Origin of the sequence: Symbiopectobacterium sp., from assembly GCF_047692315.1 — a bacterium.
Classification (GTDB): Bacteria; Pseudomonadota; Gammaproteobacteria; order Enterobacterales; family Enterobacteriaceae; genus Symbiopectobacterium.
In genome coordinates, this window is record NZ_JBLLJS010000013.1 from 166595 (window position 1) to 190797 (window position 24203).

Below are 24203 nucleotides of genomic sequence, written 5' to 3' on the forward strand. Positions count from 1 at the left end.
GGCTGGATTCGTCAATTGACGATTGGTTGTTTTATCACCCTGCCGTTTTACCCCTCTGTTGTTGTACCTGCTTTAGTGTGGGATTGGCAATCGGTGAAATTTAATTACATCCGTGCGCAGATTAGGGGCGCTTATCGCGTCCGTGCGTTTTGCGTTTACCGACAGAAATGTTGCACCATCCGTGTGATCAACTTATGTGTCGGGGCGATAAATGCCGTGTCGATATATTCGTCCGGCTGATGAGCCTGTTCAATCGAGCCAGGGCCAAGCACCAGCGTCGGACACAGGGTTTGGATAAACGGCGCTTCAGTACAGTAGTTCACCACGTCCGTGGGCACGCCTAGCAACTTTTCAATCACACCGACCAATGAGTGATCCACCGGACACTCGTAGCCGGGGATTGGTGGGTGCAGTTCACTGACGCTCACGCGTCCCGGCCAACGCTCGCTCACCGGTGCCAGCGCTTCAGTTACCAGACCGTTCAAATCGTTCAGCGTCAATCCCGGAAGTGGTCGAATATCCATGTGCAGTTCACAGCAGGCACAGATGCGGTTGGCGGCATCGCCACCGTGGATATGGCCGAAATTCATGGTCGGATAGGGGATATGGAACGCCGCGTTGTGATAACGGGTTTGCAGCGTATTGCGCAACACCATCAAATGGGAGATGGCATCATGCATCAGTTCGATAGCGTTTACGCCGCGCGAAGGATCGCTCGAATGTCCGGATTGTCCCTGAATACGCACCGCATTTGACATATGGCCCTTATGGGCGCGAATCGGTTTCAGCGAAGTTGGCTCGCCGATGATGGCGCAGTCCGGGCGTATCTGCGTAGATTCAGAGAAATACTTGGCGCCTGCCATGGTGGTCTCTTCATCGGCGGTTGCTAGCACGTAAATCGGTTTGGCAAGCGTTGCAGGGTCGATATCGCGTAGCGCATCCAAAATAAAGGCGAAGAAGCCTTTCATATCCGCAGTGCCCAGCCCGTACAGCTTGTTATCGTGTTCTGTCAGCGTAAAGGGATCGCGCGTCCAGCGACCATCATCAAACGGCACCGTATCGGTATGCCCGGCCAGCAGCAAGCCGCCCTGACCTTGGCCGATGCGTGCCAGCAGATTGAATTTATGCCGCGTACCGCGCACCGGCTGCACCTCAACGTGAAAGCCCAAATCGGCAAACCACCCGGCGAGCAGATTGATTAATGCTTCATTGCTCTGATCGAGCGCCTGGTCGGTGGCGCTGATGGAAGGCGTCGCGATCAACGCCCGATACAGCTCAATAAATGGGGGTAAATTCATCTTCACTGTTGACAGCCTTATGTTAGGGTAGTATCAATATTCATGCATTTATTTTGAATAAAAATACAATAACGTGTAGCGAAAGGAAACTGTTTCTCTCCCTTGGGAGGATACATTACCTGCTAGTCTACACCTGTAACGGTTGAATACCGTTAGTGGGTTTGGCGTTTTGTAGATACCCTGTTTTAACGACACCGTGTTTAAATCATTTTTAGTGGAAGGTATGCAGATCCCATGCTGAATACGTTGATTGTTGGCGCAAGCGGTTATACTGGCGCTGAACTTGCATTCTATCTGAATCGTCATCCTCAGATGAACCTTACCGCACTTGCGGTATCCGCGCAGAGCGTCGATGCGGGCAAACGCATTTCTGACCTGCATCCTCAACTGAAAGGCATCATCGATTTGCCGGTGCAGGCGTTGACGGATGCGGCCGAGGCTGCCAAAGGCATCGATGTGGTGTTTCTGGCGACTGACCACAAAGTGAGCCACGATCTTGTGCCGGTTTTTCTGGCAGCAGGCTGCGTGGTATTCGATCTCTCCGGTGCGTTTCGCGTGCAGGATGCTGAATTTTATCGCCGCTACTACGGTTTCGAACATCAACATGCTGACTGGCTGGCCCAGGCGGTGTACGGTCTTGCCGAGTTTCAGGCTGAGCGCGTTAAGCAAGCGCAGCTGATTGCCGTACCCGGTTGTTACCCGACGGCTTCACAACTGGCACTTAAACCGCTGGTGGATGCGCAACTGCTCAACGCTGACCAGTGGCCGGTTATCAATGCAGTGAGCGGCGTGAGCGGTGCCGGACGTAAAGCCTCGCTCACCAGCAGCTTCTGTGAAGTGAGCTTGCAGCCCTATGGTGTCTTCAATCACCGTCACCAACCCGAAATTGCGTCCCACCTGGGCATCCCGGTTATCTTCACTCCGCATCTTGGGAACTTTGCTCGCGGGATTTTGGCGACCATTACCTGCCGCCTGAAACCGGGTATTAGCGCGCAGGATGTGGCAGAAGCCTACCACAATGCCTATCACGACAAACCATTGGTGCGCCTCTACGATAAAGGGGTTCCGGCGCTAAAATCAGTTGTGGGCTTACCGTTTTGCGATATCGGTTTCTCCGTACAGGATGAACACCTGATTGTGGTCGCCACGGAAGATAACCTGCTCAAAGGCGCGGCGGCACAAGCTGTACAGTGCCTAAATATTCGTTTCGGTTTCCCTGAAACCCAATCTTTGCTCTGACATAATCCTGAGGCACGAAAGCGATGAATCCGTTAATTATCAAACTGGGCGGTGTGTTACTGGACAGCGAAGAAGCGCTGGAGCGTCTGTTTACGGCGCTGGTTGCCTATCGTGAGCAATACCAGCGTCCGCTGGTCATTGTGCACGGCGGCGGCTGTCTGGTGGATGACCTGATGAAAAAACTGGCGTTACCCGTGGTGAAGAAAAACGGGCTGCGCGTTACGCCGGCGGATCAGATCGACATCATCACAGGAGCGTTGGCTGGATCGGCCAACAAAACGCTGCTGGCCTGGACGAAGAAACACGCTATCAATGCGGTGGGGTTGTGTCTGGCGGATGGTGGCATGACCACGGTGACGCAGTTGGATGAATCCTTGGGGTACGTTGGCAAAGCACAGGCTGGTTCAGCGGATCTGCCCAATGCGCTGCTGACAGCAGGGTATTTACCGATCGTCAGCTCCATCGGGATCACCGAACAAGGCGATTTGATGAACGTCAACGCCGACCAGGCAGCGACAGCGCTTGCAGAAACGCTGGGAGCCGATCTGATCCTGCTGTCGGACGTGAGCGGTATTCTTGATGGCAAGGGCCAGCGGATTGCGGAAATGACGGCGCAGAAAGCGGAACAACTGATTGCGCAAGGCATTATCACTGACGGCATGATTGTTAAAGTCAACGCGGCGCTGGATGCAGCCCGTGCGTTGGGTCGTCCGGTGGATATCGCGAGCTGGCGTCATGCCGATCAACTGCCCGCGCTGTTTAACGGCACGCCGATTGGCACGCGAATCCTGGCGTAAATCTGTTAACCTGTAGGGAATTTCCGTTGGCATAAAGGTAACGGAAGCGAGCATGCGGGTTCGCCCGTGTGGTGACAAGACATTGAAGCAAATTTTGGGAGTATCGGTTATGGCGTTGTGGGGCGGTCGTTTCAGTCAGGCGGCAGATCAGCGGTTCAAACAATTTAATGACTCGCTGCGGTTTGATTACCGTCTGGTGGAGCAAGATATCGTCGGCTCCATCGGCTGGTCAAAGGCGCTGGTGACGGTCAACGTACTCAGCGCGCAGGAACAACAGCAGCTAGAGCAGGCGTTGAATGCGCTGCTAGCTGAGGTGCAAGCCAACCCAGAACAGATTTTGCAAAGCGATGCAGAAGATATTCATAGCTGGGTAGAGCAGAAGCTTATCGACAAAGTGGGCGATCTGGGCAAAAAACTCCACACCGGCCGCAGCCGTAACGATCAGGTAGCGACCGATCTTAAACTCTGGTGCAAGGCGCAAATCGGTGAACTGCAACTGGCCGTGCGCCAACTGCGTGCCGCGCTAGTGGCTACCGCTGAGGAGAACCAGGATGCGGTGATGCCGGGTTACACCCATTTGCAGCGCGCACAGCCGGTTACCTTTGCCCACTGGTGTCTGGCTTACCATGAAATGCTGGCGCGCGACGAAAGCCGCTTGGAAGATACGCTAAAACGCCTGGATGTTAGCCCACTGGGCTGTGGCGCGTTGGCCGGGACTGCCTATCCTATCGATCGTGAGCAACTGGCAGGCTGGCTGGGGTTTGCTTCTGCTGCCCGTAACAGTCTTGATACGGTATCAGATCGCGATCATGTACTGGAACTGCTCTCTAATGCTTCAATCGGCATGGTGCACCTGTCGCGCTTTGCAGAAGATCTGATTTTCTTCAACAGCGGTGAATCCGGGTTCGTTGAGCTGTCCGATCGTGTGACCTCCGGCTCCTCTCTGATGCCGCAAAAGAAAAACCCGGACGCACTGGAGCTGATCCGCGGTAAATCGGGTCGAGTGCAAGGTGCACTGACTGGCATGATGATGACGCTCAAAGGCTTGCCGCTGGCGTACAACAAGGACATGCAGGAAGACAAAGAAGGGCTGTTCGACGCGCTCGACACTTGGCATGACTGCCTGATGATGGCTGCACTGGTATTGGAGGGCATTCAGGTTCGCCGTCCGCGTTGTCAGGAAGCAGCGCAGCAGGGCTATGCGAATGCGACCGAGCTGGCAGATTACCTAGTCGCAAAAGGCGTTCCATTCCGCGAAGCGCACCATATTGTCGGTGAGGCGGTGGTGGAAGCCATTCGTCAGGGTAAAGCGCTGGAAGCATTGTCGCTGGAGGATTTGCAAAAATTCAGCGCAACCATTGGCAATGATGTGTATCCCATCCTGTCTTTGCAATCCTGCCTGGAAAAACGTGCGGCCAAAGGTGGTGTATCACCGCAGCAGGTAGCACAGGTAATTGCCGATGCCAAAGGGCGTCTGTAACACCGATAGTGTTATGTCATCTGCATCAGGGCCGGATTTCCGGCCCTTTCTTATTCTGCCTATGAACGTAAGCCAGCAACGCAAGACGCCTCGCATTTTAATCATTTCACTGCTGACTGCGATGCTGTTTCGAGCTGGCCTGCGCTATTCTTTCTGGATATATATACAGTATCGCTTTACCTTGACGGACAGTGGCGATAACGAAAGGAATGAGACGTGGATATCACCCTATTTTACGGCATAGGCGGCGGGGCGGTTGGGGGGCGGGTGGGATGGCTTGTTGCCAGCCTGCGTTACCAGCAGCGCCGCGCCCGGCAAGAAGCAGAACAACGTATACAAGAACAAGCGTTACAGCAGGCGCAAAGCTCGGTACGTGAACTTCAGCTCGCGCGTGATAAGGATGAACAGCGTCTGCGCCAGAATGATATGGAACTGCGTCTGATGCACGGCAAACTCAGTGCCCATCAGGAGAAGTTGCTGGTCATGGCCCAGTTGCAAGAAGAGTGCAGCCATCTCAATCAAGAGTTGCGCGCGCTGCGCGAAGCAAACGGTGCACAGGAAGCAGAACTGCGTGAGGTGACTATCCGCCTGGAAGAAACGCGCCTCGCCGCTGAGGAAAAACAGCGACTGTTGATCAACAGTGAGCAACGCTTAACGACACAGTTTGAAAATCTGGCTAACCGGATCTTTGAGCACAGTGGTCGCCGGGTAGATGAACAAAATCAACAGAGCCTCGATAAACTGCTGACTCCGTTGCGGGAACAGTTGGATGGTTTTCGTCGTCAGGTTCAGGAAGGGTTCGGCAGTGAAGCGCGTGAACGCCATACTCTGGCGCATGAAATTCGTCAGTTGCAGCAACTGAACGTGCAAATGGCACGAGAAGCGGTCAACCTGACCAAAGCCCTGAAAGGTGATAACAAAACGCAGGGGAACTGGGGCGAAGTCGTACTGGGCCGCGTGCTCGAGGCTTCCGGTTTGCGTGAAGGACATGAATACCAAACACAGGTCAGTATCCAGACTGGCGCGAACGGACGTATGCAGCCAGATGTGATCGTCCGTCTCCCACAAGGCAAAGATGTGGTGATTGATGCCAAGATGTCGCTGGTGGCCTATGAGCGCTACTTTAATAGTGAAGATGATGGAGAACGTGCCAGCGCGCTCAGCGAGCATATCGCTTCCGTGCGTGGGCATATCCGCCTGCTGAGTAATAAGGACTACCAGCAATTGCCGGGGCTGCGCTCGCTGGATTATGTGCTGATGTTTATCCCCGTGGAACCTGCGTTTCTGGTGGCCATTGATCGTCACCCTGAATTGATCAGCAAAGCCCTGCAACACAATATCATGTTGGTTAGCCCTACCACGCTGCTCGTCGCGTTACGCACCATCACCAATCTGTGGCGTTATGAACAGCAAAGCCACAATGCGCAGCAGATCGCAGAACGCGCCTCTCGACTGTACGATAAACTGCGTCTCTTTGTTGAAGACATGGCGGCGTTGGGGCAGAGCCTGGATAAATCACAGACCAGCTATCGGCAGGCCATGAATAAACTGGCCTCGGGACGCGGTAATCTGATATCCCAGGTAGAAGGTTTCCGTTCCCTTGGTGTAGAGGTTAAGCGTACCATTAACCCCAACGTGGCGGAGCAAGCGGTGCTTTCTGCCGAGGCTGACGCGGAGACCGTGCGGCTGTCTAAGCAGTCTGAATCTATGCAAACAGATGTCCCCCCAGGGGAGAACACGCTGAAAGCGCAGACGTGGAAATATCGAATCGCCTCTGATGCGTCACGTATGTTCGCGTTTTACAACTTTATTCAGTGCATCAGAGCGGTGGGTTTTTAAGCTTGGTCTGTTACACTCTCCCCATTAAGGGGTAGTTTCAAAATTCGATGTTCCTCTTCGATTGTTGATGCGAAACGCGTACAGACACGCCAAGCTCGTGTTGCGCATAACGCTCGACAGCGCAATGTGAGCGGCGAGTCCAGCCGATAGCGCGCAAAGGGGATTGACCACAATTCTGATTTGGAAAAGTAGGGCGAAGAACATGACGAACGATCCGGAGAAAACCACGCATTTTGGTTTTCGTACTGTCGACAAGAACGATAAAGAGGCCATGGTAGCAGGTGTATTCCACTCGGTAGCGGGAAAATATGACCTGATGAACGATTTGATGTCCTTCGGGATTCATCGTGCCTGGAAACGGTTTACCATTGAGTGCAGCGGTGTGCGTCGCGACCAGCGTGTGCTGGATCTGGCGGGCGGCACGGGTGACTTGACCGCTAAATTCTCACATCTGGTGGGGGAATCGGGGGAAGTGGTGCTGGCCGATATCAATGCTTCCATGCTGAAAGTGGGACGCGAAAAGCTCCGCAATCTGGGGATTATTGATAACGTCAGCTATGTGCAGGCCAATGCGGAAGCGTTGCCCTTTCCGGAAAACTATTTTGACTGCATTACCATTTCTTTCGGTTTACGCAATGTGACGGATAAAGACAAAGCGCTGCGTTCCATGTTTCGCGTGTTGAAACCTGGTGGTCGCCTGCTGGTGCTGGAATTTTCCAAACCGATGCTGAAACCGCTTAGCAAAGTCTATGATTTCTATTCATTCCATGTCTTGCCGCGCATTGGTAATATGGTGGCCAAAGATGCGGTCAGCTACCGTTATTTGGCAGAATCGATACGTATGCATCCTGACCAGGAAACGCTGAAAGGTATGATGGTGGATGCAGGCTTTGACAGTGTAAATTACTTCAACCTCACGGGAGGCATTGTCGCATTACACCGTGGGTTCAAATTTTAAGTCGTTTTATAGTGGGAAACGCTGATGCTGATAACGTCTGTGCTGACTGCCGCGCTGGAAACGGCGTTAAATAGTCTGCTTTTTCGCGAACACAGCTTGAAAGCGGCGCGCCAGTGTCTACAGGGAAAAACGCTCAAAATCGTGTTAGCCGAGCTGCCAGTGCCGCTGGTGTTGGTCTTTGGCGAACACCGCCTCGATGTGGTGAGTCAGTGGGCTGATACGGTGGACTGCCAGTTGGAAACCCGAATCCCCGCACTGCTCACGCTGCGTGATCGCCAGCATCTTTCATCGCTGATGAGCAGCGGTGAGTTGGTGATCGAAGGGGATATGCAAGTTGTCCAACACTTTGTCAATCTGTTAGATTTGGCGGAGTGCGATCCTGCTGAGTGGCTTGCGCCTTATACGGGCGACGTTGTCGCACAAGGAATTGGTCAGGCAGCGCGGGGAGTGTGGCGCGGTGCGACCCGTCTGTTTGATCGCCAGCGGCGCTATCTGGCAGAGACCGTAACGGAAGAGTGGCGGCTTGCGCCGGGACGCCTGGAAGCGGCCTGGTGGTATGATGAAGTGGCTGCGTTAAACGATGACGTTGATACGCTGGCGGCACGCCTGGCGAAGCTGGAGTCAGCACAATGACACCAAGTGAACTGCTGCGCCTTTACCACATCATCCGTGTCATGTTGAGTTACGGCCTGGATGAGCTGATCCCGCGTTTACGTATTACGCTGCCGCTGCGTATCTGGCGCAAGTGCTTGTTCTGGATGCCAAACCGCCATAAGGATAAGCTTCTTGGTGAACGCTTGCGTCTGGCGTTGCAGGAATTGGGTCCGGTATGGATCAAGTTCGGCCAGATGATGTCTACCCGCCGCGATCTGTTTCCACCGGAGATCGCCGATCAGCTCGCTATTCTTCAGGATCGTGTCGATCCTTTTGACGGCAAACTGGCCCGTGAACAGATTGAGCTGTCCATGGGCGGCATTCCGCTGGAAAGCTGGTTTGATGATTTTGAGATAGTCCCGCTCGCCTCTGCGTCTATTGCACAGGTGCATACTGCTCGGCTCAAAATGAATGGCAAAGAGGTGGTTATCAAGGTGATTCGTCCTGATATCCTTCCCGTTATCAAAGCTGATATGCGCCTGATGAACCGTTTAGCCGGTTGGCTACCGATGTTGCTGCCGGATGGGCGGCGTTTGCGTCCGCGCGAAGTGGTGCGCGAGTATGAAAAAAACCTGCTTGACGAATTAAACCTGCTGCGTGAAGCGGCGAATGCCATTCAACTGCGTCGTAATTTTGACGGCAGTCCCATGCTTTATATTCCGGAGATTTATTCGGATTATTGTACTGAAAACATGTTGGTCATGGAGCGCATTTACGGCATTCCGGTGTCGGACGTTGAGGCATTGAAAGCCAACGGCACCAACATGCCGCTGCTGGCAGAGCGTGGGGTGCGGGTGTTCTTTACTCAGGTGTTCCGTGACAGCTTCTTCCATGCAGATATGCATCCCGGCAATATCTTTATCAGCTATGAACACCCTGAAAATCCGCAATATATCGGCATTGATTGCGGTATCGTCGGGTCGCTGAACAAGGAAGACAAGCGTTATCTGGCGGAAAACTTTATTGCCTTTTTCAATCGGGATTATCGCCGCGTCGCGGAGTTACATGTGGATTCCGGCTGGGTGCCTGCCGATACCAATGTTGAAGAGTTTGAATTTGCGATTCGCACCGTGTGCGAGCCCATTTTTGAAAAGCCATTGGCGGAGATCTCATTTGGCCATGTGTTATTGAATTTGTTCAATACGGCGCGCCGCTTCAATATGGAAGTGCAACCCCAGCTCGTGTTGCTGCAAAAAACCTTGCTTTACGTTGAGGGTGTAGGCCGACAGCTTTATCCGCAACTGGATTTATGGAAAACGGCTAAACCTTTTCTTGAGTCATGGTTGAAAGACCAGATGGGCGTTGCCGCACTGATTCGCGGATTGAAAGAAAAAGCGCCGTTCTGGGCGGAAAAACTGCCGGAAATTCCCGAGTTGATTTACGATGGTTTGCGACAGCATCGGTTGCTGCATCATAGCGTTACGCAACTGACCGATGAACTGCGCATGCAACGAATGCGGCAAGGCCAGTCACGCTATTTTTTTGGCGTTGGCACAACGTTGCTACTCGCTGGGTTACTCATATTGGTGGGGCGTCAGGATCTCCCGGAAGTGATTCCCGCAGGATTAATGACAGCAGGTGTTGTGAGCTGGGTCATTGGTTGGCGTCGTACACGTTGAAGCAGATCATGACAGACGGTATTAATAGCCGTATATAATAGTGATGGCTTTGACCTAATATGCCTTTCTGCCGCAGGAAAAAGGCGTTGCAGGAAACGAAAACCGAGCGCATCCTCTGGGCATGAACAACGCGCGGTAACCCGTTTTTGAACACCAACGTACACACGATGTTTGCGGTGTGAAAGATGATGGATAACTCCCCTTTGTAGAAAAGAGGTAATTGGTATGGGTGGTATTAGTATTTGGAACTTGTTGATCATTGCGGTGATCGTGGTGCTGCTGTTCGGTACTAACAAGCTAAGAACGTTAGGTTCCGATTTGGGGGCATCGATCAAAGGCTTCAAAAAAGCCATAAGCGATGATCAACCCCCGTCCGCTGACAGCGCATCTGCCAACCAGAATGAAAAAACACAGCAGGATGCCGATTTCACGACGAAGTCCATCACGGAACAACAGGCTGACGCAAAATCAGAAGAAACGAAGAGCCAGCATAAAGAGCAGGTATAATCGGTGTTTGATATTGGATTTGGTGAGCTGATGCTCGTAATGGTGATCGGCCTGGTAGTACTCGGGCCTGAACGCCTGCCTGTGGCAGTTAAAACGATTGCTGGTTGGGTCAGGACACTACGTTCGCTGGCTTCCACAGTGCAAAATGAGCTGACTCAAGAGTTAAAGCTGCAAGAGTTGCAGGACAGTTTGAAGAAGGTGGAGCAGGCTAGCCTGAAAAACCTCTCTCCCGAGCTGAAAGCCTCTATGGACGAACTCAAAGAAGCGGCGGATGCGATGCGGCGCGGTTATGTGAAACCTGGCGACAGCGCGACTGCGCACGTCGGAGAGGTGCTGCATCAACCGCTGGCGGATGCTGAGGCGGCACATGATGGGGTAATCAGCGTTGAGCAGGCGTCTTCGTCAGCAGCGTTACCGTCTGTAGACAAATCCGTAGCTACGCCATCTTCATCCCTTACCGATGTGGCACCGCGTGCTGCAGTGGAGAGTGCGTCTGAAGCACCTTCTGCGGCAGCCGCTGTGCCTGCGGAAAATTCGTCGACTGTCGCTACGGTCGCGCCGAACGATGATGCGCTCAATAAGCGCGCAGCACCTGCCGCTACTGTCGCGCCTTCCCAACCCTCTGCTGATGAACGCTAGTCTATGGCCGTTGAAGATACACAACCGTTAATCAGTCACCTGATTGAGCTGCGAAAACGCCTGTTAAACAGCATTCTTTGTGTTTTAGGCGTGTTTGTCGTGCTGGTTTTTTTTGCTAACGATATCTATCAGATTGTCTCGGCACCGCTGATTGAGCAACTGCCCGCCGGGGCCAGTATGATTGCTACCGATGTGGCTTCCCCATTCTTTACGCCGATCAAGCTCACGATGATCGTGTCGGTGTTTGTTGCGGCACCGCTGGTGTTGTATCAGGTCTGGGCGTTTATCGCCCCGGCGCTGTACAAGCATGAACGCCGCCTGATGATGCCCTTGCTGTTCTCCAGTAGCCTGCTTTTCTACGCGGGTATGGCATTTGCTTACTTTGTGGTGTTCCCGCTGGCGTTCAGTTTTTTTGCCAAGACGGCACCTCAAGGCGTGCTCATTGCCACCGACATCAATAACTACCTTGATTTCGTGATGGCGCTGTTTATGGCGTTTGGCGTCTCTTTCCAGGTGCCGATTGCCATTGTGCTGCTGTGCTGGAGCGGTGTTACCAACACGGAAGATTTGAAGAGGAAACGGCCTTACGTGCTGGTTGGTGCCTTCGTTGTCGGTATGTTGTTGACGCCACCTGATGTGTTCTCACAGACCTTGCTGGCGATCCCGATGTACTTGCTGTTTGAAGTCGGCCTGTTCTGTTCGCGTTTTTACGTGGGGAAAGGGCGTCGTCAGGTTGAGGCTGAGGAAAGCGAAGAAGGCCCATCGTCTTGAACCCTGCTGTCATCCCCGCTTAGGCGGAGATTTCCTCCAGATTACACTTGCTTCCTTTCGTGACATGCTCGCCGGTGCGGGCATGTCATCACCATTCAGGAATATCCATGTTTGATATCGGCGTCAATCTCACCAATAGTCAATTTGCTCACGATCGTGCCCAGGTTATCGCGCGCGCTCAGGCGGGGCAGGTCAGTGGGATGATTGTCACCGGAACCAACCTGCATGAAAGTGAACAGGCGCTGGCGTTAGCGTGTGAATATCCAGACTATTGCTGGTCGACGGCGCTGGCGGAACAGATTTCGCAATTGGCGAAGCAGCCCACCGTTGTGGCTCTTGGCGAATGCGGGCTTGATTTTAATCGCAATTTTTCAACCCCCGATGAGCAGGAGCAGGCATTTTCCGCGCAGTTAGCGTTAGCGGCTGAGCTGGGGCTGCCCGTTTTCTTGCATTGCCGTGACACACATACGCGTTTTATGGCGCTACTCTCCCCTTTGGCTGGATAAGCTACCCGGAGCGGTGCTGCACTGTTTCACTGGCACTGAACAGGAACTGGATGAGTGCTTGCGTCGTGGACTTTCGATAGGCATTACTGGCTGGGTGTGCGATGAACGGCGCGGAATTGCACTTCGCCATCTGCTAAAACAGATTCCCATTGATCGACTGTTGTTGGAAACAGACGCGCCCTATTTGTTACCCCGGGATTTATCACCAAAACCTGCATCCCGGCGTAATGAACCCTGCTTTTTGCCACATATCGTTCAGCAGGTTGCTGCCTGGCGCGATGAAGACGCCAGTATGTTGGGGCAAAAAGTAGATGAAAACGCACGCCGGATTTTCCGGCTGCCATGATTCTGGAGAATAATTATGAGCAATGTTTTTCCCGGCGCCTTTCCCGGCCGTCGCTTGCGCCGTGTGCGCCGTCATGATTTCAGTCGTCGCCTTGTTGCTGAAAACCAGTTGACGGTCAATGACCTGATTTACCCCGTGTTTGTGATGGAAGGCAAAAATCAGCGTCAGGAAGTGCCTTCCATGCCGGGCGTGTATCGCATGACGCTGGATCTTCTGGTGAAAGAGGCAGAAGAGCTCGCTAAGCTGGGTATCCCGGTGCTTTCACTGTTTCCGGTGATCGATACCGATAAAAAATCTCTGAACGCCGAAGAAGCTTACAATCCAGAGGGGTTGGTGCCCCGTGTAATCCGTACGCTCAAAGATGCGGTGCCGGAACTGGGGTTGCTGACAGACGTTGCGCTGGATCCCTACACCACCCATGGACAAGACGGCATTATTGACGAAGACGGCTATGTGATAAATGACATCACCAAAGCCGTTCTGGTGCTCCAGGCACTGTGTCATGCGCAAGCGGGTGCGGAGATCATTGCACCGAGCGACATGATGGATGGACGCATTGGTGTCATTCGTGCCGAACTGGAAGCGCGGCATCTGGTGAACACCCAGATCATGGCTTACTCCGCAAAATACGCCTCTTGCTACTATGGGCCTTTCCGCGATGCGGTCGGCTCGGCAAGTAATCTGAAAGGCGGTAACAAAAAAACCTATCAGATGGACCCGGCCAACGGTGATGAAGCCTTGCAGGAAGTTGCTCAGGATTTGCAGGAAGGCGCGGACATGGTGATGGTTAAACCCGGCATGCCCTATCTGGATGTGCTGCACCGTGTTAAAGAAACCTTCGGTGTGCCAACTTTTGCCTATCAGGTTTCCGGCGAGTATGCCATGCATATGGCGGCCATTCGCAACGGTTGGCTTCAGGAGCAGCCTTTGGTGATGGAATCACTGCTGTGCTTCAAGCGCGCGGGTGCAGACGGCGTGCTGACCTATTTTGCCAAGCAAGTCGCACAATGGCTGCGTGACGAGCAGCTTTCCCGCTAATCGGCCTATCTTTTGCCGCCAGTGGATAGGTTCACTGGCGGCATTTCTTTCGTCTGGTGCGGCCGACTACATCTTTTTGAACTGGCGATTATCGATGCTTTGCGGCACCTGCTTATTCAGCAGATTGAGTAGCAGCATGGAGCGCGCTTCGCCGTCTGGTTCGCTGTAAATCGCCTGTAGCCCGGTAAAAATCCCTTCAGTGATCAACACGGTATCTCCGGGATACGGCGTTTGTGGATCGTGAATCATCTGCACCGGATGTTGTGCAAGTTCGGTGATGACGCTCACGGGAATGACGGCGGGCAGAGCGCCGAAACGGATAAAATGGCTGACGCCGCGCGTAGCGCCAATCGTGGTGGTGTGGATGCGTTCAGGATCGAACTCAATAAACAAATAGTTGGGAAACAGCGGTTCGCTGACTTCCGCACGCTTTCCCCGTACGATCTTCTCCATTTTGATCATCGGGCTTAGGCAGTTGACAGCCTGGCGTTCAAGGTGTTCCTTGGCGCGCAACAGCTGCCCACGTTTGCAATACAGTAAATACCAGGCTTCCATAATGTGTTCTGTCGATGATCTGTCAGTCGATGAGCATTGCCGGAAAGCATAACAAAACCCTGTACGGATAAATAGCGGCATGAAGAAGCGACAGAATTGGCAAGAAACCTTATAATGTCGTTTTTACAGACAGCATTGACAATCAGCATGAAATATCGTGATTTACGTGAATTTCTCGCACTTCTTGAACAGAAGGGAGAACTGAAACGCATTCGCCATCCTGTCAGCCCCCATTTGGAAATGACGGAGATTGCCGACAGAACGCTGTGTGCGGGTGGTCCGGCGTTGCTGTTTGAAAATCCGACCGGTTATACCATGCCCGTGTTGTGCAACCTGTTTGGCACGCCGGAGCGAGTGGCGATGGGCATGGGACAGGAAAACGTGACTGCCCTGCGTGATGTGGGCAAGCTGCTGGCTTTTTTAAAAGAGCCAGAGCCGCCCAAAGGATTCCGTGACCTGATGGAAAACATGCCCAAATTCCGTCAGGTGCTCAATATGCCGACCAAACGGCTCTCATCGGCACCTTGCCAGGAGCAGGTCTGGTCAGGCGAAGACGTCGATCTGACCCGTATTCCTGTGATGCAGTGCTGGCCGGAAGATGCTGCTCCCTTGATCACTTGGGGCTTAACGGTCACTCGCGGGCCGCACAAAGCGCGTCAGAATATCGGTATCTATCGCCAGCAAGTACTGGGTAAAAACAAGCTGATCATGCGTTGGTTATCTCATCGCGGTGGCGCGTTGGATTTTCAGGAGTGGTGTCAGGAAAACCCCGGTCAACGCTTCCCGGTCTCTGTAGCGCTTGGCGCCGATCCGGCGACCATCCTTGGTGCGGTGACGCCAGTGCCAGATACGCTCTCCGAATACGCCTTTTCTGGATTGCTGCGCGGTTATAAAACCGAAGTGGTGAAATGCCTCTCCAACGATCTGGAAGTGCCTGCCAGCGCGGAAATTGTGCTGGAGGGCTACATTGAACCAGGGGAAATGGCCGCGGAAGGGCCATACGGCGATCACACCGGTTATTACAATGAAGTGGACAATTTCCCGGTGTTTACCGTCACGCATGTAACGCAGCGCCAGGACGCCATTTACCACTCAACCTATACCGGACGTCCGCCTGATGAACCTGCGGTGCTGGGTGTGGCACTGAATGAAGTTTTCGTCCCCATTCTGCAAAAGCAGTTCCCGGAAATTGTGGATTTTTACCTGCCGCCGGAAGGGTGTTCGTACCGTCTGGCAGTCGTCACGATGAAAAAACAGTACGCCGGTCATGCCAAACGGGTGATGATGGGCGTATGGTCTTTTTTGCGCCAGTTTATGTACACGAAGTTTGTCATTGTCTGTGATGACGACATCAATGCCCGAGACTGGAAGGACGTTATCTGGGCCATGACCACCCGCATGGATCCGGCACGAGATACGGTGCTGATGGAAAACACGCCGATAGACTATCTGGATTTCGCATCGCCGGTTTCTGGCCTGGGCTCCAAAATGGGGCTGGATGCCACCAATAAGTGGCCAGGTGAAACGCAGCGCGAGTGGGGTCATCCCATCAAGAAAGATCCCGAGGTGTGTGCCCGTATTGACGCCATATGGGATGAGCTTGCCATTTTTAACGACAGTCCGCCGCGTTCCTGATGTATTGTGTGCTGCTGTTACCCGTTTTGCTTTTATCACCCTTAGAGGGAATGCATGACAACATTGAGCTGTAAAGTGACATCCGTAGAGGCGATAACGGATACGGTTTATCGGGTACGTTTGTTGCAGGAAGCCCCTTTCTCTTTCCGGGCCGGTCAGTATTTGATGGTGGTCATGGATGAACGGGATAAACGCCCGTTCTCAATGGCGTCAACGCCGATGGAACAGCACGTGGGTGTCTCAGAGTTGAATCTGTACGCGATGGCGGTGATGGATCGTATTCTGAAAGAGCGCGTACTGACGGTAGATATTCCTCACGGTGAGGCTTGGTTGCGCGAAGAGAGCGATCGCCCGTTAATCTTGATTGCAGGCGGCACCGGTTTTTCTTATGTGCGTTCTATTCTGTTGACGGTGCTGGCACATCAGCCGGAGCGCGATGTTGCCATCTACTGGGGTGGGTGGGAGATCAAGCACCTGTATGATTTGACAGAGTTACAGGCTCTGGCGAGCCAACACGCGCACTTGCAGGTCATCCCTGTGGTTGAGCAACCGGAAGGGGAGTGGCACGGCAGAACGGGTACTGTGCTGAGCGCGGTGTTGCAGGACTACGGTACGCTGTCCGGCCACGATATCTATATTGCAGGCCGCTTTGAAATGGCGAAAATTGCCCGCTAGCGCTTCTGTAACGAGCGTGGCGCGCTGATTGATCACCTCTACAGCGACGCATTCTCCTTCATTTGAGTGCCTTAAAGTAAGTGCCTTAAAAAACGTGCTGTTTCCGGCGGAGTTCATCAACGGGTGGAAACAGCACGTGTGCCAAAGGTGCACCAAAGCATCTTGCGTTGTAGCCAAGGCAGACCAGCATTAGCCGCAACGGGATGCGCTACCGATTACTTAAATTCACAGGTTTGCACCGTCCAGCGCCGCGCCTGCTCGCTGATGGTGAAGCCCAGTCCCGCACGGTCAGAGACCCACATCCGGCCATCGCGCAGTTCAAGCTGTTCGTTGAACAGCGGGTTCAGCCATTCAAAGTGTTCCAGCCAGGGTTCGATGGGATAGGCGGCGGCGAGGTGCAGGCGCACTTCCATCGCTAAATGCGGTGCCAATTTCTTACCGTGTTTGGCCGCCAGATCCGTGATTTTCAGAAACGGCGTCACGCCGCCAACGCGCGGTGCGTCTGGCTGAACGAAATCGCAGGCATTGCCGAGGATCAGTTGCTCGTGTTCCCGGAAGCTTGTCAGCATTCGCCGGTGGCAATCGGGGTGTCCAGCGCTGTTGCCAGCGCTGCATGGCCCTCTACATCATAGGCATCCAGCGGTTCCTCAATCCAAATCGGATTGAACGCTTCCATTTTCCTGCCCATACGGATGGCGGTTTCGCGATCCCATTGCTGATTGGCATCGACCATCAAGGGGAAGTCATCGCCCAGAGCCTGACGCACGGCGGTGAGACGGCGAATATCTTCTGCGGTGTCAGGTTGTCCTACTTTGATTTTAATGCCGCCAATGCCATTTTCGCGGGAAATCACCACGTTTTTCAGAACCTGATCCAGCGGTGTATGCAGAAAACCGCCCGAGGTGTTATAGCATTGCACCGAATCGCGGTGTGCGCCCAATAGCTTTGCCAGCGGTAATCTGGAGCGTTTGGCTTTCATGTCCCACAACGCAATATCAATCGGGGAGATAGCCTGTATCGCCATACCGCTGCGCCCTACGGAAAGCACCTGCCCACAGCAGTTTGGTGTAGATTTTGTCGATGTCGTTAGGATCTTCCCCCAGCAGATTATCGGCAATCTCTTTAGCGTGCGCGTAAATACCCTGACCACCCGCGCGTTTGGAGTAACTGAACCCCACACCCTCAAAACCCTCCCGTGTGCGGATTTCAGCAAAAATGATCGCGACTTCTGTTAATGGCTTTTGGCGCCCCGTCAGCCCCATCATGGCGGCCGCTTTCGCCACGGTGCGGCTCAGGCCCGGATGAAAATCGACGCCGTGGTTCATCGGCACATGCCCCATGTGCTCCACGCCGCCAATCAGACACGTACTGGCATCACCCACCATGATGGCGCGTGCGGCATCATGCAGCGCCTGCATGGAGGAGCCGCACAGGCGGTTGACCGTTACGGCGGGGACGGTCGGCGGAATTTCCGCCAGCAGTGCTGCGTTGCGGCCAATGTTAAAGCCTTGCTCCAGCGTTTGTTGCACGCAGCCCCAGTAGATATCGTCTATCTCATGTGAGTCCAGCGCCGGGTTACGGCTCAACAGGCTACGCATCAAGTGAGCGGAAAGATCTTCGGCGCGAACCTGACGAAATGCGCCCCCTTTTGAGCGTCCCATCGGGGTACGGATGGTGTCGACAATAACAACGTTTTCCATATTCTGTGACCTCATGCCGATTAACCGAGAGAGATACCAGCGTGCGGTGCCGTTGGGGGATAGTAGCTGTCGTTACGCTCCGCCAACTGACGCAGGCTTTCGGGGATTTGGTATATTGCCCCGAGGGATTCCAAGGCGTTGGCCTGTAGCGCGTATTCGCGACTACCCAGCGTATCGAGATAGCGGCAGGCACCACCGTGGAACGGCGGGAAACCAAGCCCATACACCAGCGCCATATCGGCTTCTGCCGGGCTGGCGACAATGCCTTCTTCCAGACAGCGGGCGACCTCGTTGACCATCGGGATCATCATGCGGGCGATAATCTCTTGTGCCGTGAATGCGGTACTGCTATTGGTGACTTCTGACAGCAGTGCATCAACGCTTTCATCTTGTTCTTTTACCGGCTTGCCCTTCTTATCGGGGACGTAGCGATAGAACCCTTGCCCGTTTTTCTGACCGTAGCGCTGATGTTCGAACAATACATCGATAGCGTCGCTGCGGTTTTCTGCATTCGCTGCGGGAAGCCCTGCGCCATAACGGCTTGTGCATGGTGAGCGGTATCGATACCGACAACGTCCAGCAAATAGGCCGGTCCCATTGGCCAGCCGAACTGTTTCTCCATCACACTGTCTATCTGGCAGAAGTCAGCGCCATCGCGCAGCAGCAAGCTGAAAGCGGCGAAGTAGGGGAACAGCACGCGGTTGACGAAGAAGCCCGGGCAATCGTTAACCACAATCGGGGTTTTCCCCATTTTGCTGGCATAGGCCACCACGCGCGCGATGGTGTCATCGCTGGTTTGCGGACCACGGATGATTTCCACCAGCGGCATACGGTGCACCGGATTAAAGAAGTGCATGCCGCAGAAACGCTCTGGGCGTTGCAGGGATTTTGCCAGCAAGGCGATAGGGATAGTCGAGGTGTTGGAAGCCAAGATGGCGTTTTCGGAAAGGTGTGTTTCCATTTGTGCCAGCACTTCTCCCTTCACCTTGGGGTTTTCCACTACGGCTTCCACCACGATATCAATATCTGCAAAGCGGCCATAATCGAGCGTTGGCTGAATTTGGCTCAGGATATTACCATCCAGCTTGCCGCGCGTAAGCTGGCTGTTGAGCAACTTGGCGGCCTCTTTCATGCCCAATTCCAGCGCTTTGCCATTGATGTCTTTCATCACAATCGGCACGCCCTTGTACTCGGACTGGTAGGCGATGCCGCCGCCCATAATACCTGCGCCCAGCACGGCAGCTTGTTGCGGTACGGATACCGCGCCTGACAGTTTCTTGGCCTTACCCTTAACGTACTGATCATTGAGGAAAATGCCGACTAACGCACGTGCCGCTGGCGTCGCGGTGAGCGTAACAAAGTGCTGTGTCTCAATGCGTAACGCGTCATCGCGCGTCATTCCAGCCTCCGCCTCAACGGTTTTTACTGCGGTCAAGGGGGCGGGGTAATGTTTACCTGCGGTTTGTGCCACCATCGCTTTGGCCGTGGTAAAGCTCATTGCTGCCTCTATCGCGTTGAGCTTGAGCGGTTCCCGCTTTGGCGTGCGGTACGACAACCAATCAATCTGGCCGCAAATGGCCTGGCGAAGAATATCTATCCCGGCCGTTACGAGTTTTTCATCGGGCACGACTGCCTGAACCAAACCGATTTTCAGTGCCTCTGGAGCACCGATGTCTTTTCCTGCGGAAATGATTTCCAGCGCGCTGTCAGCACCCAACAGGCGCGGCAGGCGAACGGATCCGCCAAAGTCGGGCATGATACCGAGTTTCACTTCTGGCAGGCCGATGCGCGTGGATGGTGTGGCGATGCGCAGATCGATGGCCAGTGCACATTCGCAGCCACCGCCAAGGGCATAGCCGTTGATGGCGGCGAGCGTAGGCACCGGCAGATCTTCAAGGCGGTTGAAAATACGGTTAGCTTCTTCCAGCCAGGTCTGAAGATGCTCGCACGGTGCGGCAAACAGCGACAAGAATTCGGTAATATCGGCACCGACGATAAACGCCGGTTTATCCGAGCGCAGCAGCAGGCCCTGCAAGCCTTCCAACTGCTCAAGCACGGTCAACGCATTGCCAAGGCTGGCAACCCAGTGTATTCACCGAGCCGGGAGAGGCGAAAACCAGCTCCGCTATTCCTTCCTCCAGCCAGCGCACGTAGAGCGTTTCACTTTGATAAAGCATAGCGATCTCCAGAAGCCGTATAATTATCTGGTATGACCAGATGACTGGGTTGTGGTCTAATGTTAAATAAATGAAAATAAAAGATTAATTATTTGCTATTTTGATCACAAAGCGCCCACCGCTACCCTCCAGCAATCACTGTGATACACTGAGCGTATCTTGCTATGGTTAATGAGGATCTTCATGGAAAAGCTGGCGTCTTTGTTCCACCAGCATCTGGCGACGATGCAACAGCGCGCGCAAACCGTACTGACGCAGCATCAGCTCGATGCGGTGTTCATTCATTCCGGGGAGCCCCTGACTCGCTTTTTGGACGATCAGGAATATCCCTTCAAGGTTAACCCTCAGTTCAAAGCCTGGGTTCCGGTAACCCAAGTGCCCCATTGCTGGCTGTGGGTGGACGGTGTTAACAAGCCACGATTGTGGTTCTATTCTCCGGTTGATTACTGGCATAACGTTGCGCCATTGCCGGAGAGCTTCTGGACCAAAGACATTGAAGTGAATGTGCTTCGCAAGGTAGACGATATTGGTTCGCTGTTGCCTGCGGCACGCGAGCGTGTGGCCTATCTTGGCTATGTTCCCGAACGTGCGCTGGCCTTGGGGATTGCTCCTCAGCACATCAATCCGAAATCCGCACTGGATTACCTTCACTACCATCGTGCTTATAAAACCGACTACGAACCGTTCTGTATGCGTGAGGCGCAGAAAACGGCGGTGGTAGGGCACCGCGCCGCGCATGAAGCTTTTCTGTCCGGTATGAGCGAGTTCGATATCAATCAAGCCTATCTTACTGCGACAGGTCACCGGGATACGGATGTGCCGTATGACAATATTGTAGCGCTCAATTAGCACTCCGCTGTGCTGCACTATACCCAGCTTGAGCAGAGTGTGCCGTCCGACGTAAGAAGCTTTTTGATCGACGCAGGTGCGGAATATCATGGCTATGCTGCCGATCTGACTCGCACCTATGCCGCGCAAAGCGACCATCTTTTTGCGCAGCTCATTAAGGATTTGAACCAAGAGCAGCAGGCGCTGATTGAATCAATGAAGGTTGGCGTGCGTTATTCAGACGCCGGGCACCACTGCTGGGCCTTTGTGGCGGGTGCGCCGGATGACTCGCAACAGCTTGGCTTCTCGGATGATGGCGAACCCTCAGGAACGGCGGGAAAACCCATGCTGGCGCAACTGATGGGAAGCGGAATCGGTGAGATAACTGCCGTCTCGGTGCGTTACTATGGCGGCATCCCGTTAGGTACCGGGGGATTGGTCAAAGCATATGGTGGCGGCGTCCAGCAAGCATTGAAGCAAGTGGAAACGTTGGAAAAAGTGCTGCGTACGGCGTATCGGCTGCAATGCGACTATACCTTACATGTGCCCGTTACCGCGTTAATCCGCCAAATGGGCGGCGAAGTGAATACCTGTGATTATGGTGCAGAAGTGACATTGCAGGTGGCGATCCCCGACAGTACTTATGAGGAGACGGTGCGCCGTTTGCGCGATATAAGCAGGGGAACGTTGCAAATATCCATTATATGATAATAATTCAGCGCTGTTTGATGACTCGTTAAGGATGTTTCTCCATGCACCTGCGCGCCATTACCCGCATTGTAGGGTTACTGGTTATTCTGTTTTCCGGGACCATGTTTATCCCTGGTCTGGTTGCTCTGATTTATCGTGACGGCGCAGGACGGGCATTCACGCAAACCTTTTTAGTTGCCCTGTTTATTGGCAGCGCGCTCTGGTTTCCCAATCGTAAGCACAAGCATGAGCTGGCCTCGCGGGAAGGTTTCTTGATTGTGGTGCTGTTTTGGACCGTACTGGGTAGCGTAGGGGCATTGCCCTTTATCTTTTCTGAACATCCGAATCTCAGCGTAACGGATGCCTTCTTCGAATCATTCTCCGGATTAACCACCACGGGCGCGACGACGTTGGTCGGGCTGGATTCTCTCCCCAAAGCCATTCTGTTTTATCGGCAGATGTTGCAGTGGTTCGGTGGTATGGGGATCATCGTACTGGCTGTGGCTATTCTGCCTATCCTTGGCGTTGGAGGGATGCAGCTCTACCGTGCTGAGATGCCTGGGCCGTTGAAAGATAATAAAATGCGGCCCCGCATCGCTGAAACTGCGAAAACGTTATGGATGATCTATGTGCTGCTTACCGTGGCCTGCGCTGTAGCGTTGTGGTTGGCGGGGATGTCGCTGTTTGATGCTATCGGGCACAGCTTTTCCACCATCGCCATCGGCGGCTTTTCGACCCATGACGCCAGCATCGGCTATTTTAACAGCCCCACCATCAATACCATCATCGCCGTGTTTCTGTTGATTTCCGGGTGTAATTACGGCTTGCACTTTGCCATGCTGAGCGGCAGGAGCCTCAAGGTATATGGGCGTGACCCGGAATTTCGCATGTTCATCTTTGTTCAAATGTCGCTGGTGGCAGTATGTACGCTGGTGCTTTGGTTCCATAATGTCTACGACAGCGGTATTCAGACGCTAAATCAGGCGTTTTTCCAGGTGGTCTCTATGGCCACCACTGCGGGGTTTACTACCAGTAGTTTTGCTGCCTGGCCGCTATTCCTGCCCGTTCTTCTGCTGTGCTCTGCCTTTGTCGGTGGGTGTGCAGGTTCGACGGGAGGCGGCTTAAAAGTGATTCGTATCCTGCTGTTGTTCTTGCAAGGGCACCGTGAGTTGAAGCGGTTGGTGCACCCTAACGCTGTCTATACCATAAAGCTTGGTCGTCGTGCGTTGCCGGAGCGGATTCTCGAAGCTGTATGGGGCTTTTTCTCCGCCTATGCGTTGGTATTTATTGTCAGTATGCTGGCGGTTATTGCCACCGGCGTAGATGATTTTTCTGCTTTTGCCGCTGTCACGGCGACGTTAAACAATCTGGGGCCAGGATTAGGTGTAGTGGCCGATAACTTCACCACCATGAATGATGCTGCGAAATGGATTCTGATCTCTACTATGCTGTTCGGGCGTCTTGAGGTATTTACCTTGCTGGTGTTGTTTACCCCTACGTTCTGGCGCGCATAACCTAAAACAAAAAGCCAAAGAGCAATGTCCTATGAAAGCGTTGATACTTTTTTCCAGTAAGGATGGTCAAACCAAGGCTATCGCCTCTTATATCGCCAATGTGCTAAAGGGGAAGGTAGAGTGCGATGTGGTGAATCTGGCTGCGGCTGAGAATATCGAACCCGCGCACTACGATCGCATTCTGATTGGTGCCTCGGTGCGTTACGGTCATTTCCAGCCGGAGGTCTACACCTTTATCAAACAGCATTTGGAGGAATTGCAGCGTCTGCCGAATGCTTTCTTTTCTGTGAATCTGACAGCGCGTAAGCCAGAAAAGCTCACACCACAAACCAATCCTTACACAAGGAAGTTTTTGCTGCGTTCACCGTGGCAGCCAGCGCTGTGCGGTGTGTTTGCTGGTGCATTGCGCTATCCGCGCTATGGCTGGCTCGATCGGGTTATGATTCAGCTTATTATGCGTATGACCGGTGGTGAGACGGACAGCAGTAAAGAGATTGAATACACAGATTGGCAACAGGTTGAGCATTTCGCGCATGAATTTGCTCAGCTTGGTGCAAAAAAAACGCGTTTAATGCTGATTTTTAGTACGCCCTGCCAAAAAAATGCGCACTCAGAAATAAAATTGAAATTAGCGCTTGTCAGGGCGCGAGAAGTGTCTATACTGCGCCTCCACTGACACGGCAACAGCGATTCGCGGTTGCGAGGTCAGTTAGAAAGTTGAACGAAAGATGTTGACTT

At 53.5% G+C, this 24203-nt stretch carries 14 protein-coding genes and 8 pseudogenes; 17 read left to right on the forward strand and 5 right to left on the reverse strand.

The annotated features are described in order from the left end of the window. Positions 1–155: 155 nt before the first annotated feature. Complete coding sequence (gene argE / locus ACMZI0_RS07455) at positions 156–1304, reverse strand: acetylornithine deacetylase (RefSeq protein ID WP_415672478.1); 1149 nt, start codon at positions 1302–1304, stop codon at positions 156–158. Between the two features lie 228 nt (positions 1305–1532). Here argE and argC point away from each other — a divergent pair, with 228 nt between their 5' ends. The 12 genes and pseudogenes from argC to hemB all read left to right on the forward strand — a co-directional run bounded on the left by argC (position 1533) and on the right by hemB (position 13691). Continuing rightward, the gene (gene argC, locus ACMZI0_RS07460) at positions 1533–2537 is read left to right on the forward strand and encodes an N-acetyl-gamma-glutamyl-phosphate reductase (protein ID WP_415672479.1); all 1005 of its coding nucleotides are present in this window, start codon (positions 1533–1535) and stop codon (positions 2535–2537) included. A gap of 23 nt (positions 2538–2560) precedes the next feature. Next, positions 2561–3334, forward strand: a complete 774-nt coding sequence (gene argB, locus ACMZI0_RS07465; RefSeq protein ID WP_415672480.1) for an acetylglutamate kinase — start codon at positions 2561–2563, stop codon at positions 3332–3334. A 109-nt stretch (positions 3335–3443) separates the two neighbouring features. Further along, entirely contained in the window at positions 3444–4814 is a 1371-nt protein-coding gene (gene argH, locus ACMZI0_RS07470; RefSeq protein WP_415672499.1) for an argininosuccinate lyase, read from the forward strand. A 216-nt stretch (positions 4815–5030) separates the two neighbouring features. Next, positions 5031–6521 (forward strand): annotated as a pseudogene (gene rmuC / locus ACMZI0_RS07475) (DNA recombination protein RmuC); the annotation flags it as partial. A 334-nt stretch (positions 6522–6855) separates the two neighbouring features. After that, complete coding sequence (ubiE, locus tag ACMZI0_RS07480; RefSeq protein ID WP_415672481.1) at positions 6856–7611, forward strand: bifunctional demethylmenaquinone methyltransferase/2-methoxy-6-polyprenyl-1,4-benzoquinol methylase UbiE; 756 nt, start codon at positions 6856–6858, stop codon at positions 7609–7611. Positions 7612–7635: 24 nt separating this feature from the next. Continuing rightward, positions 7636–8244: a ubiquinone biosynthesis protein UbiJ gene (ubiJ, locus tag ACMZI0_RS07485; RefSeq protein WP_415672482.1), complete on the forward strand. Its 609-nt coding sequence runs from the start codon at positions 7636–7638 to the stop codon at positions 8242–8244. After that, positions 8241–9884 carry a ubiquinone biosynthesis regulatory protein kinase UbiB gene (gene ubiB / locus ACMZI0_RS07490; protein ID WP_415672483.1) on the forward strand — a complete coding sequence of 548 codons (1644 nt, stop codon included), beginning with the start codon at positions 8241–8243 and terminating at the stop codon, positions 9882–9884. Before ubiJ ends, ubiB begins: the two co-directional genes overlap by 4 nt. A 225-nt stretch (positions 9885–10109) precedes the next feature. Then, complete coding sequence (gene tatA / locus ACMZI0_RS07495) at positions 10110–10391, forward strand: Sec-independent protein translocase subunit TatA (RefSeq protein ID WP_415672484.1); 282 nt, start codon at positions 10110–10112, stop codon at positions 10389–10391. 3 nt (positions 10392–10394) lie between these two features. Beyond that, positions 10395–11030, forward strand: coding sequence for a Sec-independent protein translocase protein TatB (gene tatB, locus ACMZI0_RS07500; RefSeq protein ID WP_415672485.1), 636 nt, complete (start codon positions 10395–10397; stop codon positions 11028–11030). Between the two features lie 3 nt (positions 11031–11033). Further along, positions 11034–11801 carry a Sec-independent protein translocase subunit TatC gene (gene tatC / locus ACMZI0_RS07505; protein WP_415672486.1) on the forward strand — a complete coding sequence of 256 codons (768 nt, stop codon included), beginning with the start codon at positions 11034–11036 and terminating at the stop codon, positions 11799–11801. A gap of 107 nt (positions 11802–11908) precedes the next feature. Then, positions 11909–12653: pseudogene (tatD, locus tag ACMZI0_RS07510) on the forward strand (3'-5' ssDNA/RNA exonuclease TatD). 15 nt (positions 12654–12668) lie between these two features. Then, positions 12669–13691 (forward strand): porphobilinogen synthase, encoded by a 1023-nt coding sequence (hemB, locus tag ACMZI0_RS07515; protein ID WP_415672487.1) that lies wholly within the window; start codon positions 12669–12671, stop codon positions 13689–13691. A gap of 66 nt (positions 13692–13757) precedes the next feature. On the opposite strand, the gene rfaH is transcribed toward hemB, so the two are convergent. Next, positions 13758–14246, reverse strand: a complete 489-nt coding sequence (gene rfaH / locus ACMZI0_RS07520) for a transcription/translation regulatory transformer protein RfaH (protein WP_415672488.1) — start codon at positions 14244–14246, stop codon at positions 13758–13760. A gap of 147 nt (positions 14247–14393) precedes the next feature. Between rfaH and ubiD the strand changes: the two genes are divergently transcribed. Together ubiD and fre are read left to right on the forward strand one after the other, a co-directional pair. Beyond that, positions 14394–15881 (forward strand): 4-hydroxy-3-polyprenylbenzoate decarboxylase, encoded by a 1488-nt coding sequence (gene ubiD, locus ACMZI0_RS07525; protein WP_415672500.1) that lies wholly within the window; start codon positions 14394–14396, stop codon positions 15879–15881. 54 nt (positions 15882–15935) lie between these two features. After that, positions 15936–16622: pseudogene (gene fre / locus ACMZI0_RS07530) on the forward strand (NAD(P)H-flavin reductase). 149 nt (positions 16623–16771) lie between these two features. On the opposite strand, the pseudogene ACMZI0_RS07535 reads toward fre, so the two are convergent. The 3 pseudogenes from ACMZI0_RS07535 to fadB all read right to left on the reverse strand — a co-directional run. Then, positions 16772–17812, reverse strand: a pseudogene (locus ACMZI0_RS07535) (L-talarate/galactarate dehydratase); the annotation flags it as partial. Beyond that, positions 17807–18256, reverse strand: a pseudogene (locus ACMZI0_RS07540) (beta-ketoacyl synthase N-terminal-like domain-containing protein); the annotation flags it as partial. The pseudogenes ACMZI0_RS07535 and ACMZI0_RS07540, both read right to left, overlap by 6 nt. A 20-nt stretch (positions 18257–18276) precedes the next feature. Continuing rightward, positions 18277–20433 (reverse strand): annotated as a pseudogene (gene fadB / locus ACMZI0_RS07545) (fatty acid oxidation complex subunit alpha FadB). 183 nt (positions 20434–20616) lie between these two features. Here fadB and pepQ point away from each other — a divergent pair. The 3 genes and pseudogenes from pepQ to hemG all read left to right on the forward strand — a co-directional run. Then, positions 20617–21969 (forward strand): annotated as a pseudogene (gene pepQ, locus ACMZI0_RS07550) (Xaa-Pro dipeptidase). Between the two features lie 44 nt (positions 21970–22013). After that, positions 22014–23465 (forward strand): Trk system potassium transporter TrkH, encoded by a 1452-nt coding sequence (gene trkH, locus ACMZI0_RS07555; protein WP_415672489.1) that lies wholly within the window; start codon positions 22014–22016, stop codon positions 23463–23465. Between the two features lie 31 nt (positions 23466–23496). Further along, positions 23497–24024 (forward strand): annotated as a pseudogene (hemG, locus tag ACMZI0_RS07560) (menaquinone-dependent protoporphyrinogen IX dehydrogenase); the annotation flags it as partial. Between the last annotated feature and the right edge of the window lie 179 nt (positions 24025–24203).

Excerpts from the sequence above, each read along its gene's own strand:
- tatA (WP_415672484.1), top strand. The coding sequence starts at position 10,110 with ATGGGTGGTATTAGTATTTGGAACTTGTTGATCATTGCGGTGATCGTG.
- ubiE (WP_415672481.1), top strand. The coding sequence starts at position 6,856 with ATGACGAACGATCCGGAGAAAACCACGCATTTTGGTTTTCGTACTGTC.
- hemB (WP_415672487.1), top strand. The coding sequence starts at position 12,669 with ATGAGCAATGTTTTTCCCGGCGCCTTTCCCGGCCGTCGCTTGCGCCGT.
- argC (WP_415672479.1), top strand. The coding sequence starts at position 1,533 with ATGCTGAATACGTTGATTGTTGGCGCAAGCGGTTATACTGGCGCTGAA.
- argH (WP_415672499.1), top strand. The coding sequence starts at position 3,444 with ATGGCGTTGTGGGGCGGTCGTTTCAGTCAGGCGGCAGATCAGCGGTTC.
- ubiD (WP_415672500.1), top strand. The coding sequence starts at position 14,394 with ATGAAATATCGTGATTTACGTGAATTTCTCGCACTTCTTGAACAGAAG.
- tatC (WP_415672486.1), top strand. The coding sequence starts at position 11,034 with ATGGCCGTTGAAGATACACAACCGTTAATCAGTCACCTGATTGAGCTG.
- argB (WP_415672480.1), top strand. The coding sequence starts at position 2,561 with ATGAATCCGTTAATTATCAAACTGGGCGGTGTGTTACTGGACAGCGAA.
- ubiJ (WP_415672482.1), top strand. The coding sequence starts at position 7,636 with ATGCTGATAACGTCTGTGCTGACTGCCGCGCTGGAAACGGCGTTAAAT.
- rfaH (WP_415672488.1), bottom strand. The coding sequence starts at position 14,246 with ATGGAAGCCTGGTATTTACTGTATTGCAAACGTGGGCAGCTGTTGCGC.
- ubiB (WP_415672483.1), top strand. The coding sequence starts at position 8,241 with ATGACACCAAGTGAACTGCTGCGCCTTTACCACATCATCCGTGTCATG.
- trkH (WP_415672489.1), top strand. The coding sequence starts at position 22,014 with ATGCACCTGCGCGCCATTACCCGCATTGTAGGGTTACTGGTTATTCTG.